Origin of the sequence: Fulvimarina pelagi HTCC2506 (assembly GCF_000153705.1) — a bacterium.
Taxonomy (GTDB): Bacteria; Pseudomonadota; Alphaproteobacteria; order Rhizobiales; family Rhizobiaceae; genus Fulvimarina; species Fulvimarina pelagi.
In genome coordinates this window covers 1-15,084 of sequence record NZ_DS022273.1, presented here as the reverse complement: position 1 = coordinate 15,084, position 15,084 = coordinate 1, and the positions used below count along the sequence as shown (strand labels likewise).

At 60.8% G+C, this 15,084-nt stretch carries 12 protein-coding genes and 1 pseudogene; 4 read left to right on the top strand and 9 right to left on the bottom strand.

Annotation, left to right across the window (positions count from 1 at the left end; translation table 11 throughout):
* Positions 1 to 9: 9 nt before the first annotated feature.
* The 9 genes from FP2506_RS18580 to FP2506_RS17270 all read right to left on the bottom strand — a co-directional run bounded on the left by FP2506_RS18580 (position 10) and on the right by FP2506_RS17270 (position 11,102).
* Entirely contained in the window at positions 10 to 480 is a 471-nt protein-coding gene (locus tag FP2506_RS18580; RefSeq protein WP_007068904.1) for a hypothetical protein, read from the bottom strand.
* Between the two features lie 163 nt (positions 481 to 643).
* Entirely contained in the window at positions 644 to 2,182 is a 1,539-nt protein-coding gene (locus FP2506_RS17305; RefSeq protein WP_007068903.1) for a multicopper oxidase family protein, read from the bottom strand.
* Entirely contained in the window at positions 2,179 to 2,646 is a 468-nt protein-coding gene (locus FP2506_RS17300) for a c-type cytochrome (RefSeq protein WP_007068902.1), read from the bottom strand. The genes FP2506_RS17305 and FP2506_RS17300 overlap by 4 nt, the downstream gene beginning before the upstream one ends.
* 407 nt (positions 2,647 to 3,053) lie before the next feature.
* On the bottom strand, positions 3,054 to 3,452 hold the full coding sequence (locus tag FP2506_RS17295) for a copper-binding protein (protein WP_007068901.1): 399 nt from the start codon (positions 3,450 to 3,452) through the stop codon (positions 3,054 to 3,056).
* 20 nt (positions 3,453 to 3,472) lie between these two features.
* Positions 3,473 to 6,652: an efflux RND transporter permease subunit gene (locus FP2506_RS17290; protein ID WP_007068900.1), complete on the bottom strand. Its 3,180-nt coding sequence runs from the start codon at positions 6,650 to 6,652 to the stop codon at positions 3,473 to 3,475.
* On the bottom strand, positions 6,649 to 8,742 hold the full coding sequence (locus tag FP2506_RS17285; protein WP_007068899.1) for an efflux RND transporter periplasmic adaptor subunit: 2,094 nt from the start codon (positions 8,740 to 8,742) through the stop codon (positions 6,649 to 6,651). Before FP2506_RS17285 ends, FP2506_RS17290 begins: the two co-directional genes overlap by 4 nt.
* 70 nt (positions 8,743 to 8,812) lie before the next feature.
* Positions 8,813 to 9,226: a hypothetical protein gene (locus FP2506_RS17280; protein ID WP_007068898.1), complete on the bottom strand. Its 414-nt coding sequence runs from the start codon at positions 9,224 to 9,226 to the stop codon at positions 8,813 to 8,815.
* Between the two features lie 89 nt (positions 9,227 to 9,315).
* Positions 9,316 to 10,161: an efflux RND transporter periplasmic adaptor subunit gene (locus FP2506_RS17275; RefSeq protein ID WP_007068897.1), complete on the bottom strand. Its 846-nt coding sequence runs from the start codon at positions 10,159 to 10,161 to the stop codon at positions 9,316 to 9,318.
* A 536-nt stretch (positions 10,162 to 10,697) separates the two neighbouring features.
* Entirely contained in the window at positions 10,698 to 11,102 is a 405-nt protein-coding gene (locus FP2506_RS17270; protein WP_007068895.1) for a hypothetical protein, read from the bottom strand.
* 922 nt (positions 11,103 to 12,024) lie between these two features.
* Here FP2506_RS17270 and FP2506_RS17265 point away from each other — a divergent pair.
* The 4 genes and pseudogenes from FP2506_RS17265 (at position 12,025) to FP2506_RS17250 (ending at position 14,977) form a co-directional block, all read left to right on the top strand.
* Positions 12,025 to 12,252 (top strand): annotated as a pseudogene (locus tag FP2506_RS17265) (copper-binding protein).
* A gap of 60 nt (positions 12,253 to 12,312) precedes the next feature.
* Positions 12,313 to 12,657, top strand: coding sequence for a copper resistance CopC family protein (locus FP2506_RS17260; protein ID WP_040490333.1), 345 nt, complete (start codon positions 12,313 to 12,315; stop codon positions 12,655 to 12,657).
* Positions 12,654 to 13,559: a copper resistance D family protein gene (locus tag FP2506_RS17255; RefSeq protein WP_007068892.1), complete on the top strand. Its 906-nt coding sequence runs from the start codon at positions 12,654 to 12,656 to the stop codon at positions 13,557 to 13,559. The genes FP2506_RS17260 and FP2506_RS17255 overlap by 4 nt, the downstream gene beginning before the upstream one ends.
* A gap of 14 nt (positions 13,560 to 13,573) precedes the next feature.
* Positions 13,574 to 14,977: a multicopper oxidase family protein gene (locus FP2506_RS17250; protein ID WP_007068891.1), complete on the top strand. Its 1,404-nt coding sequence runs from the start codon at positions 13,574 to 13,576 to the stop codon at positions 14,975 to 14,977.
* Positions 14,978 to 15,084 lie beyond the last annotated feature (107 nt).

Below are 15,084 nucleotides of genomic sequence, written 5' to 3'. Positions count from 1 at the left end.
AGACGACAGTCACTGTCCGTCCAGTGCTACAACGCGACGGGATAAAGATAGAACGATAAGTGGAATGACAATCCACTGCAATAAAGGGCTTAGACCAGTTCCAAAAGGTGGAACCAGTGGCATCAGATTTGAGTAATTCCAACGTTCGGAAACTTCTGTGTAGTAGTATTCGAACCCAATCGTGAGACCAATTCCGATTGCGAGAAACATTGCGACCTGCCAAATTCTCGGCGCCAGTATCCAGTATCGCGAGCGCGATGCTGCGGCCGTCGTCCAGAATGCAGTTAGTGCAAACCCTACATCACCGAACGTTGCACTGGTACAGATCTTTACTCCTTCCCAGTGAGGCATCACAGCCATTTCCGCATAGGTCGGAACTTGAATAAATTCCCAAACGAAATGCAGCGCAAACGACAGAAACGCAACGGTAATTTCCGGAACGGCCCAGAGGGAAAATGGCGATGCGGAGGAATGCTGCAATTTCAAACTCATTCTGTAGCGACTACGAAATCAAAGTCTGCTTAGTTCCCGCAATGACGACTGACGAAGATCGGATATACTTTCGTTAACACCGTAAGCTTAAACGACGCAACCGGCCGAAAAAATCTTTGAGTTGAACGGAAAGTGAGGTGTAAAGCTGCGCTCAATTGGTGACGAACTGACCCATCATGCCAGCATCTTCGTGCTCCAGGATATGACAATGGTACATGAAAGGTATGTCATCTCGCGATTCTGCTTCGACAGAAACCCAGAGGTCCCGCGTGCCGGACACCGTCACCACATCCTTCCAGCCCGTTTCCTCCGGTCCATTCGGCTCGGGCACCCAAAATTTTACCCCATGAGCATGGAAAGGATGAGCCATGCCCTCCGCGGAAATTGTCCACCGCTCAAACGTCCCACGCTTAACCGTGAAATCCATTCGGTCCGGATTGTAAGGTTCGCCGTTGATCGCCATCACCGGCCCGGAACCAATTGCGCTGCGCAGATGCTGCATTGGACCCATGTTCTCTTGCAGGACGAAGCGACGATTGGTGACTGGCGTCGGCGGATCAGGAAGCGGGTCCACCAAGCGATCGGGGATCCGGCCGCGGACAGGTAGCGACGCATCTGGAGCGAGCGTTAGAAGGGGGTGGGGCGTGCTTCTCTCCGCCATCATGCCACCACCCATCATGCTAGCATCACCGCCCTCTGAGCTGCCCACTGTCGCTGCCGTGACCGACGGCATACATATATCGCCATCACTCAGATCTACGATCACCTCGACCCGTGCACCGGGCGAGACAGTCACGCTTTCCACAGCAATCGGTTCGGACAGAAGCCCCTGATCGACTCCGACCACAACGGTTGGATGAGCGAAGGTTACATGATGTTCGGCGGAGGTAGCAGCGTTGATCAACCGCAAACGAACAGGTCCGGCAGGAACTGAAGCACGTGGCGCAAACTGGCCGTTTACAAGCACGATCTGGCCTACCACTCCGTGCATGATACCCATCATGCCTGGATCGTAGTTTGCACGCCCCTCGGCATCAAAGCTCTTGTCTTGCATGATTATCGTGAAATCATCGATACCGTCTGTGGACGGCAAACCTAATGCATCCGACACCTCATCCTCTAGGATTATCGCACCAGCGAGGCCGGCCCAAACGTCGGGCGCCGTGTGGCCATGAACATGAGTGTGATACCAGAGCGTCGCCGCAGGCTGTTCGATAGGCAGCATGGCTCGCCAACTGTCACCTGCAGCGATGGCGGATTGCGGAGCTCCGCCATCAGCATCGGATGTCACGTGTAGTCCGTGCCAATGCACAGAGATCGAGCGTTCGGTTGCGTTCGCGACTTGTGCTTCGACCGTTTCCCCCCGCCTAAGACGTATCGTCGGTCCTAAGTAGGCTTGACCGAACCCCTTTGTCTTTGTCGGAGCACCGCCTTCAAAACGCGTCTGTCCAGCCATTGCGCGCAGATCGAGTTTGCCATCAGTGGCATTGAGTGTGGGTAAGGATCTGAACGGGGCGCCACCGGCGGGAGTCGCGGCTGTTGAATTTCTGCCGCTCTCCATCATGCCTCCATGCTCCATCATACCCTGAGCGCGCAGCAAGCCAGGCGCGGCGAGAGCAAAGGTGCTGCCAAGCAACACTGCACGGCGGGTCGTCTTGAAGCCCGCATTGTTAGCCCTTTGGCTGATCATTGCATTGCCTCCATTTCGTCGTGACGCTGTCTGACATCATCCGGCCAGGTACTCTTAATGTAGGAGAGGACGGCAAGAATTTCTTCGTCCTCCAGAACACCGTCATAGGCAGGCATATTCGTTTCATAAGACGAACCAGGATCGAGCAGGGCGGTGGGCCCGAACTTCACTAGGCGGAACAATGTTCGGCCATCATGATGCCAAGTATGACCGGTTTCGTCGTGCGGCGGTGCCGGCATACGTCCATCGGGACCCGGCTGCTTCCAATTCGCCTCGCCTTGAAGGTCCGCACCATGGCAGGAGGCGCAATATTGAGCGTATATTCGAGAACCTTGCGCGACGACGGCGTCGTCGCCCGGCCGCAACTCGCCCGCTGATTTTGCAGATGGCCACCACCAAAGAACGGTGGATGCGATGATGGTGGCGATCGTCAGTCCGACAATTACGATCAAGAAGCGATTCAACGGCGTGATCCATCAAGGGAGCCGGGCTTCTTGAAAACTGGTAGACAACAAGCGGTATGCCAGAGACTTTCCATTTTACTCACCTGACCGAAATCTATGTTTCGAAACTCCCTCCCCCACCTTAATTTAAAGATCGACCGGATCTTTTCGACTGATTGGTCGCAGCGCGAGAAGCCAAGGCGGCGATCGACCCTTGGAGGGTGGCAGCTCGCGCCCCTCCGCGAACCCAATGCTGAGGCCCTAGATTATCTCCAGAGTCCGGGCGGCGAAGGCGATCGACGACGCGGCATCCAGAGGCCGCTTCGGAACACCAGGCGTCGCGCCGGACTGGACCCCGGTCTTTAGTCGCCGGGAGGCAGTAAGCGCCAGCGTGGGAGCCAGAGGGGACGCATAGCATCCCCACGGCCTTATTCAGCGGGCATTATGGCGCGGATGCCAACCATGCCGTCCGCTCCCTGCTCCAGCATGAGCATCGCCTCGTCGCCTTCCCCGATCTCTCCCATCTCAGCGCCGTCGAGCAGCGTCATGTCCATGGTCATGGCCGGCCATCGCAACGCGGGAATAGCAGGGTGGCTCACATTGACAGTATTGCCGTCGATGCTGTTGATCGTGGCGGTGGTGTGGATGCCCTCCATGTCCGAGTGCTTCATGGTACCGTGATCCATGCCGCTATGGGTCTCGGAGCCCTGGCTCATGCCCTCCATGTCCATCTCTCCATGGTTCATGCCCTCGCGCTGCATGTGATTGTCCGCGAAGGCGGGGGCGGCGAGTAGGGTTGCCGAAAGGGCGAGCGTGATGATGCGCATTGGTTTCTCCTGAGGTTTAATTATTCCGCGGGGGCGGCGATGGTCGGCTCTGCGCCTCCGGTGCCACGCAGGCGTTCCCGGTTGCGTGAGCCGATCTCCAGCCGCTTCCAGATCGTGAAGACGGCAGGTATGACGAATAGTGTGAGCAGCGTGGCGGTGGCCATGCCGCCAATCATCGGAGCGGCGATCCGCTGCATGATCTCGGAGCCGGTGCCAGTGCCGTACATAATTGGGATGAGCCCAGCGAAGATGGTGGCGACGGTCATCACTTTGGGGCGTAGTCTTAGTAGCGCTCCCTCGAAGACGACCTCCTCCACGTCGCGTGGCGTCAGCGCACGGTCCTGCACGTCCTCAATCCGCCGGTTCCAGGCGAGGTTGAGGTAGAGCAACATGACGATGGCCGTCTCCACCGCAACCCCGGCCAGCGCAATGAAGCCGACGAGTACGGCGACCGACATGTCGAAGCCGAGATACCACACCAGCCACACCCCGCCCGAAAGGGCAACAGGCAAGGCGGTCAGAATGATGGCAACCTCCTGAAAGCGGCGGAACTCCATGAACAGCATCAGAATAATGAGGCCTATGGTAGCCGGAGCCACCAGCGTCAGCTTCGCCCGCACCCGCTCGATGTATTCGTACTGGCCCGACCATGCGAGGGAATAGCCCGGCGGCAGCGTAACCTGCTCGGCCACCGCCCGCTGCGCCTCCTCGACATAACCGCCGAGATCGCGGTCCGCGATGTCGATAAAGACGAAGCCGGTGCGGCGCGCGTTCTCGGAGCGGATCATGCCGGGACCGTCGACTAGGCGGATCTCGGCCACCTGTTCGAGGGGGATATGAGCGCCCGAGGGTGTCACCAGCGGGAGTTCGCGCAGGCGCTCGGGGCTGTCGCGCCAGTCGCGAGGATAGCGCAGGTTAATGGGGAAACGCTCTAGCCCCTCGACCGTCTCGGAGATTTTCACGCCGCCGACCGCCATCTGCACGACCTGCTGCACGTCTGCGATGGAAAGCATGTATCGGGCTGCCGCCTCGCGGTCGATATCCATCTCGATGAAGCGCCCACCGACGGGTCGCTCTGCATAGACGGAGGCCGTACCCTCGATGCTTCCGACGGCACGCTCGACCTCGACTGCGATCTGTTCGATGACGTTCAGGTCGGCACCGGTCACCTTCACGCCAACGGGCGTCTTGATGCCGGTGGCGAGCATGTCGATGCGGTTCTTGATCGGCTGAATCCAGACATTGGTGACGCCGGGGACCTGCACGGCGCTGTCCAGCGCGTCGCGGATACCCGCCATCGTCATCCCAGGGCGCCATTCATCCTCCGGTTTGAGTTGAATGGTCGTCTCGATCATCGTTAGTGGGGCGGGGTCCGTGGCGGTGACCGCGCGGCCGAGCTTGCCGTGGACAGTCTCGACCTCCGGCACCGTGGCGATCAGCCTGTCGGTCTGCTGCAGCACCTCTCGAGCCTTGCCAATGGAAACGCCTGGATAGAGGGATGGCATGTAGAGGAAATCACCCTCGTTAAGTTCGGGCATGAACTCCGTCCCGATCCGCTGCATGGGATACGCCATCGAGGCGACGATCAGCACCGCGCAAGCGATGGTCGCCACCGGCCATGCCACTGCCGCGTCGAGAAACGGGCGGTAAAGCGCTATGCAGACACGGTTCAGGGGATTTTTCCGTTCAGGAACGATCCTCCCTCGCACGAAGTAGCCCATCAGCACCGGCACCAGCGTCACCGACAGGATCGCCGCTGCCGCCATCGCATAGGTCTTGGTGAAGGCAAGCGGCTTGAAAAGCCGGCCCTCTTGCCCCTCCAGCACGAAGACCGGCAAGAAGCTCACGGTGATGATGGCGAGCGAGAAAAAGAGCGCCGAGCCCACTTCGGATGCGCTCTCGCTCACAATGCGCCAGCGGTTTTCGGGGGTGAGCGGCTCGCGCTCGATGCGCCGATGCAGCGCCTCGATCATCACGATGGCTGCGTCCACCATGGCCCCGATGGCGATGGCGATCCCACCCAGACTCATGATGTTGGCGTTCACGCCTTGGAATCGCATCACGACGAAGGCGGAGAGGATGCCCAAAGGGAGCGTCAGCAGGATCACGAGCGAAGAGCGAAGGTGCAGCAAGAATGCCGCGCAGACCAGCACGACGACGATGAATTCCTCGGTCAGCTTGTCCTGAAGATTGACGATCGCCCTCTCGATCAGCCCCGAACGATCGTAGGTGGTTACGAGTTCGACGCCTTCGGGAAGCGAGCCGCGCAGGTCTACCAGACGCGCTTCCACCGCCTCTATGGTGGCGAGAGCGTTGCCGCCCCAACGCATGATAACCACCCCTCCAACTGCATCGCCCTCGCCATTGAACTCGCCCACGCCGCGCCGCAACTCCGGCCCCATGCGGACCTCGGCGACATCGCCGAGCGTCAACGCCGCGCCGCGTTCGTTCACCCGCACCGGCGCACTGGCCAGATCATCGAGGTTTTCGATGTAGCCCGTCGCTCGGACCATGAATTCGGCCTCGCCCATCTCGAGCACGCTGCCGCCGGTCTCGCGGTTGGCGTTCTCGATGGCGCGGCGAAGCTCCGGCAGGGTCAGGTCGTAGGCCCGCAGCTTGTGGGGATCGACCACGACCTGATACTGCCGCACCATGCCGCCGATGGTGGCGACCTCCGCAACGCCGTTCACGGCTTGCAGCTCGAATTTCAGCCACCAATCTTGGAGGGCGCGAAGCTGGGCGATGTCGTGGTTCCCACTTCGGTCGATCAGAACGTACTGATAGATCCAGCCAACGCCCGTCGCATCGGGACCAAGCTGCGGCGTCGCGCCTTCCGGCAGGCCAGATTGCACCTGCGCGAGATATTCGAGCACCCGCGTACGCGCCCAATAGAGATCGGTGCCGTCCTCGAAGACGATGTAGACGTAGCTGTCTCCGAAGAAGGAGAACCCGCGCACATCGGTTGCCCCCGGTACGGCCAGCATGGCCGATGCGATGGGATAGGTCACCTGATCCTCGACCAACTGCGGGGCCTGCCCGGGAAAGGGGGTCTTGATGATCACCTGCACGTCCGACAGGTCTGGGATCGCATCGACCGGCGTGCGCATAACCGCCCAGGTGCCGCCAAGCGCCAGCATAATCGCGAGCGCAACCACGACCACCCGGTTCGCAATGGAGGCGCGGATGAGAGCCGGGATCAACGCGCGACTCCTTCCAGCGTCATCTCGAAGGTGGCCGGATCCATGGATATGAGTAGCGTCGTCTCTTCGCCGAGCGGCAGGTCATCCGGCGCAAGGCTTTCGGCCATCACGAAATCCATGGTCATGCCGGGCATCCCGATGTCGGCCATTGGGCCGTGGGTGATATTGGCCTTACGGGTTTTGGGATCGACAGCGTTCACCTTGCCGGAAACCTCCATCGGTGGCTCGACGTTCTCGGCCGTTTCGAAACCTTCGAGGGTCATCTCGAAGGTTTCCGGGTCCATGGCGAAATACAGCGTCGTTTCCGCGCCGACCGGCAAGGCGGACGGATCGAGTTTCGCGCCCAGGCCGAAATCCATCGTCATGCCGGGCATTCCGATCTCGGTCATCGGGCCGTGGGTGATATTCGCCAATCCCTTGGCCGTATCGACGGAGTTGATGGTTCCCGAAACAGTCATCAGATCGGCGTTCACACCCGCAGCAGGCGTATCTTGCGTTGCGGGAGGTCTCGCCTCGTCCGCCACCGGACGCACGGCGATGATGCTGTAGACGCCCCCTTCTCCTTCCGACAGGTCGATCTCCACGCGCGTCTCCAGAGGCACCGCGTCAAGATCGACGCCCTGAGCGGGCATATCCATGGTCATGGCCGGCCAGCTCAACGCCGGGATTGGATCGTGGCTTACGCTGAGCTTTCCGTCCGGCGTCACCGCATGGACGGTGGCGAGACCCGTGGCGTCCACCCCGTCGTCGCGCCCGATCTGCACAAGCGAGAGCAGGCCGTCGGATCCACGCGCAAGTGAGAAGCGCACCGCCTCTCCCGGCTCTACCCGGTCTAGCCGCACGCCGTCCTTCAGGGCGAAGGTCGTGGTCAGCGCGGGCCAGTCGAGCGACGGGATCGCCGCGTGCTCGATGGTAACGGTGTTGCGCTGCGGATGCTCCGAGACCAGCATCCCCTTGCCGGTGGCGGGCGCGTCTGCGGTGGGTGCCATCCGCGTGGTGCCCGCCGACAAGGCGCTTTCGCTATCGATCAAGAACTGTGCGGAGGCGACCACTTCTTCACCCGCGCGAAGACCTTGCTTGATCTCCGTGCGCCCGCCCGCTCCAAAGCCATCGCGCAATCCAGTGGTCACGAGCCGGGGGCGGAAGGCACCTTCGCCGGTCCGGAGGATCACCCGTTCTGCCCGCCCTGTGCGGATCACCGCCTCGCTCGGTACGGTTACGGCTTCGCTGACCAGCGCGCCGGTGAGACGGATGCGGCCATACATGTTGGGTCTCAGGCTCTGATCGGGGTTGTCGAAGCGTAGCCGCACGGACAGCGTGCGCGTCTTCTGATCAAGCTCGGGATAGATGTAATCGACGGTGCCTTCGAAAACTTTGCCCGGTAATGGCTCGAAGCGTGCTTCCGCACGCATCCCCTCGGTGAGACGTCCGATATCCTTCTCGAAAACGTCCGCGATGACCCAGACGGAGGAGAGATCGGTAATCGACATCGCGCGGACGCCGGGCTCCAGATACATGCCATCCGTAGCGTTCAGTGCCGTCACCACGCCCGATTGCGGCGCGGTTACGCGCAGGTATTCCGTCGGTGCGCCGATGCGATCCGTGCCAGCGCGTTCCTGGCGAGGGCCATATATCTCGAACAGCGGTTCGCCTTCGCGCACCGGATCGCCAAGCGACCGAATCCTCAGATCCTCGACCCAGCCCGAGATGCGGGTATGAACATGGCTGGTTGCGTCCTCATCGTAGGTGACGAAGCCGACCGTCTCGATAAACGGCGCCACCGCCTCGACCCGCGCGACGGCGGTGCGCACGCCGATGGCATTTACCTCCTGCGGTGACAGCTCCACCTCCTGCGGGTCGCCCGAAGGTTCTTCGCCCTCGTAGACGGGCACGAGATCCATTCCCATCGGCGACTTGCCTGGACTGTCCCTTCGGAAATTCGCGTCCATCGGGGCGACCCAATAGAGCACCTTCGGCCCGCTTTCGCCGCCCTCGGATGGGACCGCAAAGTATAAACGTTCGACGGCAATTCCGCCGCCGAAGCCAGCGCTTAGGGCGAGAATAGACAGCGCAACATAACGACCGCGCATGGTCGCGCCTCCAGAAAAAGTCTTTCAGTTTCGAGAAATGAGCCGCTTCTCCCGCCGGCTCGGGCGGGTGTCAAACGCGCGGCGGCTGAAGATCGACGCCAGGATCGGCGAGCGCTGCACGAGACTCGTGCGTCATGTCGAGGGGAATGCCGGCCTTGCAAGACAGCATCGACGCGTGCCGCGCGCTTTCCGGAACAACTTGGTTCGGGCAGCAAGAAACGGCCTCCGGCGCGAACTCATCTGTAGCCAAATCCGGCACGTTCATGTCGGCATGGTCTGCATTGTTGAGACCGGTTTTGGAGGACGGCACGGTATGCTCGGCATGTCCTGCAGCGCAGAGAGCCATCGACGCTGTATAAACGGGTGCCACGAGTACGCCGACCAGCAGAACGAACACAAGGATAAATCCCGTGTATGAACGTCTGAAATGGCGGAGCGCATGCAGCATGAGGCCGCTATAGCAGCGTGCAGCGCGGAAATCCATTCCCTGCGATGTCACAATGCGACGTGGCGGCCGTCTACAGGTATTCGTTTTGAAGCCAAGGTTCACGATCGAAGGGAAACGCCTCTCTTTCAGTCCCCGTCCGCTCCGGGGAGTTGAAGTTCGACGGATTGCCCGACAGCAAGAGCGGCATCGCTTTCGATCGTGAAGCGGACCGTGCGCGTGCGGGTCAGCGGGTTCTCGACCGGAATGAGGGCGCGAACCCGCGTCGTCACTGCAACGCCGTCACGCGTTTCGGCCTCAATCGTTGCGCCTTCCTCAAGGAAGGGCAGCGCATCGACTGATACATCAGCCTCGACCTCCAGATCGGAGGTATCAATTAAGGTGAACATCTGACGTCCAGGCGTGACAAAATCTCCTGCCTCGATCTCCCGCTCGGTGACGACGGCGTCGTAGGGTGCGAGCACTTGGGCGCGCTCCACATCGACCAGAATCCGGGTGCTCCTCGCTTTCGCTTCCGCGAACTGTGCGCGTGCCACGGCGATCTCTGCGGTCAGCCGCGCGGCCTCGGCCTGGCTGTCCTCGAGCCGGGAGGCGTTGAAAGCCGAACTTCCGCGTAAGCTTTCCTGCCGACCCAACCGGAAGCGCTCGGCCTCCAGAGCCGCTTGTCTGGCGCCAACCTGCGCCTCGGCCACGGCGATCTGAGCTTCGGCGGTATCGAGATCCGCGCGACGGTCGGCGATATCGAGTCGCGCAAGAGCCTGGCCCTTCGAGACCCGATCACCGGCGACAACGAGGACTTCGGCCACGGGCGCCGCGATCGCCGCAGCAAGAACGCCGCCTTGACGGATAACGACTTCGCCGATGACAGATGATCTGTTGTCGTCTTGCGCCGCAGCCTCGGTTCCTCCCATCTCCAGAAAGGCGGAGGAGACCAGTCCGATACCAGCAAAAAGGAGAACAATAATTTTCTTCATAACCACCAAATTCTCTGCGTGTGAGAACCATCACGATCTCGCGCTTGACTGCGAGAGCCAATTCTTGAACCGATACCTTACTGCGAAAAGCGAGGTCGTGTGCGAACTCTCAGAATGGGGAATAGGCGTTAAAGACACAGCCCATCGCGATTCTCACCACTGTCTGGCAAGCGCAAAAGGCCGTCGTCAAGCCGATACTCGGTGGCCACGATCTCGACGTCGTCGACGGAATCGAACACGTGGCGTCTTATTTGATGGGCAACCGCTCCATCGAGGACGCGACGGAGCGTTGGCCTTGCTACGCATTGCATGCAGAGATAATGAACGTCGTAGAGGGCACCCGAAGCTTAGCGAACGGCGACGTCTTGGCCGGGCGACGTCGCGGGAAAGTCAAAAGCACAATTCTATTAGCCTAGTCTCGTCGACGCGGACATGTTTTTGCGTTCTACTACAAACGTAAGCTATTCGATCGACGGGTAATCCGTCCGGCGCTGGTCGGTCTCGCTGGTTTTGAAATTTTATTCTCAACTTCTGTTTCAATTCCCCGGAAGATCATCAAAATCGCCTCGGTAGACCATGCTGGTGAGCCAGACGCCAAGTGTGAGATCGACGCCGACACAGAATGGACCCCACCAAGACGGTGATGGGTCGGGTAGAATACGTCCGGCGGCAAGATCAAATACTCCATGCGCAATGAGCGTCGCAGCCAGCCACCATGCATTGGTTGCGGTTGCCAACACCGCAAAGAAAGCAGAAACCGCGGCGATGATAGTATGGATTATTAAAGTGCTGTGATTCCCATACTCAACCGCGAAGACGACGTAAAAGGAGGCGATAGCGAGAACTGTTGTAACCCAAGTTCCCCGCTGTCGCTCTATACCTGTCATTCTCATTGCAATGATTGAAATGACACCGAGAAGCAGGCCAGTTATAAGGCTCATTCTCCAATCATACGAAATTTTGGCGCAATCGCCATCAAAAAGGCAGGGGAGATGTCGAGAATTTGCCTGCAAACCCCATTCCCCACTCAAAACGTCTGCGTCTCATTCTGCTCTAAGAGAGAATGTGATAAGTCTGCCTTAAGCTTCGGTGCGACTTCGTGAACCGGTCCATGCCGTTCTAAAACCGCCGGTTGGCATCAGGCCCTTAAGATCTTTACCCGATCCTCCAGCGATCTTTAAAGACTTGCCTCTCGCGCTTGCATCCAACAAACAGTTCGGATGATGACTCCTTGTTTTGATCACGCCATGGTCGTCTTTCAAAGCTTCATTTGGTTCTGCGGTAGGTACCATGTCGATCCGTAGAACGCTTTGACCTCAACTCCATTGCGGCAGCGGGCCGCGATCTGGTAAGCTCGCATTCATGATCCGATCGTTTGCGCTCCTAAGACGTCTGACACCGCTTTCTGTTGTCCTCATCGTCTTGGCAAGTGGGATTCTTCAAGCTCCGTCCGCTTTCGCAGGCGCGCACTCTAATCATCCGCTACCTCACGCCTCGTTGGGAACTCATGATCATGGAGCGGAGAAGGCCCATTATGCCTGCCAGTCTGATGGTGATCGACATACGATGCGATCGGACGTTCCCGTGAACGAAACGAGCGACGACTGCGGCGTCCATTGCGTCAGTGCATTTCCAAACATTCTAATGCCCCAGACCTCGTTGCCGATCATTCTGACCGCGACTTTTTCTACGATAGAGGACAATCGGGCCGGCATGCCTGTTCCAGCTCTTGAACGCCCTCCGCGCGCCTGAACCCTTCGCTTCTTTCCTGACGTGATAGCGTGCCGTGGTGCTTGAGGGCGGGCCGGCGTCCGAATTGTGGCTGTGATCCAAGACAGTATCCGCGGCCGACCCTGAAACGCTCTGCCGGCCTTCGCCGCCGACTTCAGGAAGGGCGTCCTCCGGAAGGTGGACACGAAGGGTCAGAAACTGATTATCAAGCATGAGGAACTGACCAATCTCGACATGCCGGCCATGACGATGCTCTTCTCGTCGCCGACCTGGCGATGCTCGAGAATGCTTCCGAAGGCAAAACATCGAGTTCGTCGCCGAGCGCTGCGCGGAAAGCTCACCGTCACCAAGATGAAGTAAGCGTTGCGCCTGCCGGGCCTCGGCGGACCCGGCAGGCTCGATCCAAAGGAGGAATACGACATGAAGAGACTGATCCTGACTACCGCTTTCGCAAGCCTCGTTTGCGGCGGTGCCCTCGCCCATTCCAAGCAGGAGACGACGGAGCCTGCTGACGGCGCGACGGTCGGCACGGTCGAGGAGGTGGTCCTCAGCTTCGACAAGCCGATGCGCATCACGCGGATTTCGCTGGAAGGCGCTTCCGGTCCGATCGAGCTGACCAGCGAGAAGGGCACCGACGCGACGACGCGCTACGTCGCAACGCCGGGCGACCCGCTCGAAAGCGGTGCCTATTCCGTCGAATGGCGCGGCATGTCTTCCGACGGTCATCCGATGCAGGGCGACTTCTCGTTCGACGTTTCGCAGTGACGCCCGAACTGACATTCGCCTTCGAGGGACTCGCCACGGTCGACGCCTGGGCGCTTGCAGCGATCGCCCTTAAGGCTCTCGGCTACGCGATGGCCTTTCTCGCCATGGGCGGCGCGCTGTTTCTCGCCGTCTTTCCCGAAATGTCCCCGGAGATCGCCCGCCGGACGCGCCTCGTCACGGCCGCCGCCTCTCTGGCAGGGCTTCTGGACCTTGCGCTGAGGGTCGGCATCCGGGCCGCCCGGATTTCCGGCATGGGACTGGAAGGCATGATCGATCCGATGATGGTGCAGATCGTCTGGGAAAGCCCGCTCGGCACCGCCGCCTTCGTCGAGGCCCTTGGTCTGATCCTCGTGCTTCTGGTGCTCGTGCGGGGCACGGTGGCCGGCACGGCTACCCTCGTCGGCGCGACACTGACCGCCGTCGCCTTTACAGAGGTCGGACACAGCCTCGGCGACAATCGCGCCTTTCTGGCCGCGCTCCTCACCCTGCACGTCCTGACCGGAGCCTTCTGGGTCGGCAGCTTCTATCCGCTCTTCAAGGCCGCCGACGAGAGGGAGGGCTATCGCATACTGCACCGGTTCGGACAGATCGCGATGGGCGCGGTCGCCGTACTCGTGCTGGCCGGCCTCGGCTTTGCGTGGATTTCTGTCGGAACAATCGTCGGTCTGACGCAGACGGCCTACGGCGTCACTCTTCTGGTGAAGATAGTCTTCGTCGCGATCCTTCTCGGCCTCGGGGCGCTCAACAAGCTCGCGCTCGTTCCGGCGCTGAGGACTGGAGAACCGGGATCATCGGGTCGCCTGAAGCGCTCGATCGCCTTCGAAGCCGCGTTCGTGGTCCTCATCTTCGTCGCCACCGCGACACTTACCAGTATCACCACACCCCCCATGAGTCTCGACTGAGGAGGCCGATCCCAGTGTATGATCGCCGCCAATTTCTGAAAGCCGGAGCGGCCTTGCCGCTTCTCGCCATGTTTCCCCATCGTGCTCTGGCAGCCGCTGAGACCGATCAGGGCATCACCCTCCGGGCGCAGCCAGGCACGCAACAAATGATGCCGTCCGATCTCGCTTCGCCGACGCCGATCTGGGGCTTCGACGGTACCGTGCCCGGGCCTGTCCTAAGAACAATGGCCGGGGAGCGGCTCAGCGCCGTCGTCGAGAATGGCCTCGACCAGCCGACCAGCGTCCACTGGCACGGCATCCGCATTGACAACGCGATGGACGGCGTGCCGGGCCTCACGCAGGAGGCGATCGCGCCCGGCGGCCGCTTCGTCTACGACTTCGAGGCGCCCGATCCCGGCACCTACTGGTATCATTCGCACGACCGCTCCTGGGAGCAGAACGCCCGCGGCCTGCACGGCGCGCTGATCGTTGAGGAAGCCGAGCCCTGGGAGGGTGCCGACCGAGACCTCGTTCTTCTCGTCGACGACTGGCGCCTCGCCGAGGACGGCTCGATCGACGACAGCTTTGGCCAGATGATGGACTGGAGCCATGGCGGGCGTCTCGGCAACTTCGTCACCGTGAACGGCCGTTCCAAGCCGCGGATCGAGGTGAGGCCCAACGAGCGTATCCGCGTGCGGCTGATCAACGCCGCCAATGCGCGGATCATGGAACTGGGACTGCCGGGAACGCGTACATGGCGCCTCGCCCTCGACGGTATGCCGGTGCCGCTCGTCGAGGAGAATGAGCCGGTCTGGCTGGCGCCTGCCCAGCGAACCGACCTCCTCGTCGACATCCTCGACGACGAAACGCCGAAAACGCTGGTTCTCCATACCAATGGCGGCCCGTTCGAGATCGCGGAATTCGCGGTTACGGGCGAGCCGGTGCGCGCCTCTTTCCCCGAAGCCATCGGCCTGCCGCGGTCGGGTCCGTCCCTGCCGGACGACCTTTCCGACGCCGTTCGGGCCGAACTCCTGATGGAGGGCGGTGCGATGGGTGGGATGGCCGGAGCCATGCACAAGGGCCGGATGATGGACACCCGCTCTCTCGTCGGCAAGGGCTATGTCTGGGCCTTCAACGGCGTCGCCGACGACAGGGGCAAACCGCTTGCCCGCTTCGCGAAGGGCCAGACGGCCGTCATCACGATCCGCAACGAGACCGGCTGGCCCCATGCGATGCACGTGCACGGCCATCATTTCCGGGTCCTGACGCGCAATGGCGAGCCGACGGGCGATGTCGCCATGCGTGACACCACGCTGACGGTGCCCGACGAGACCATCGAAATTGCCTTCGTTGCCGACAATCCGGGCAAATGGCTGCTTCACTGCCACATGCTGGAGCACTCGGCCTCCGGCATGATGACATGGTTCGAAGTGGCCTGAGCAGAGCAGAGATGAACATCAGCAAGACAACACTCGCCGCAGCCATCGGCGCCGTCGCCGTCGGGGCGTTCCTGATCTGGCGGGCGACGTCACCCGGCGATGCAGCC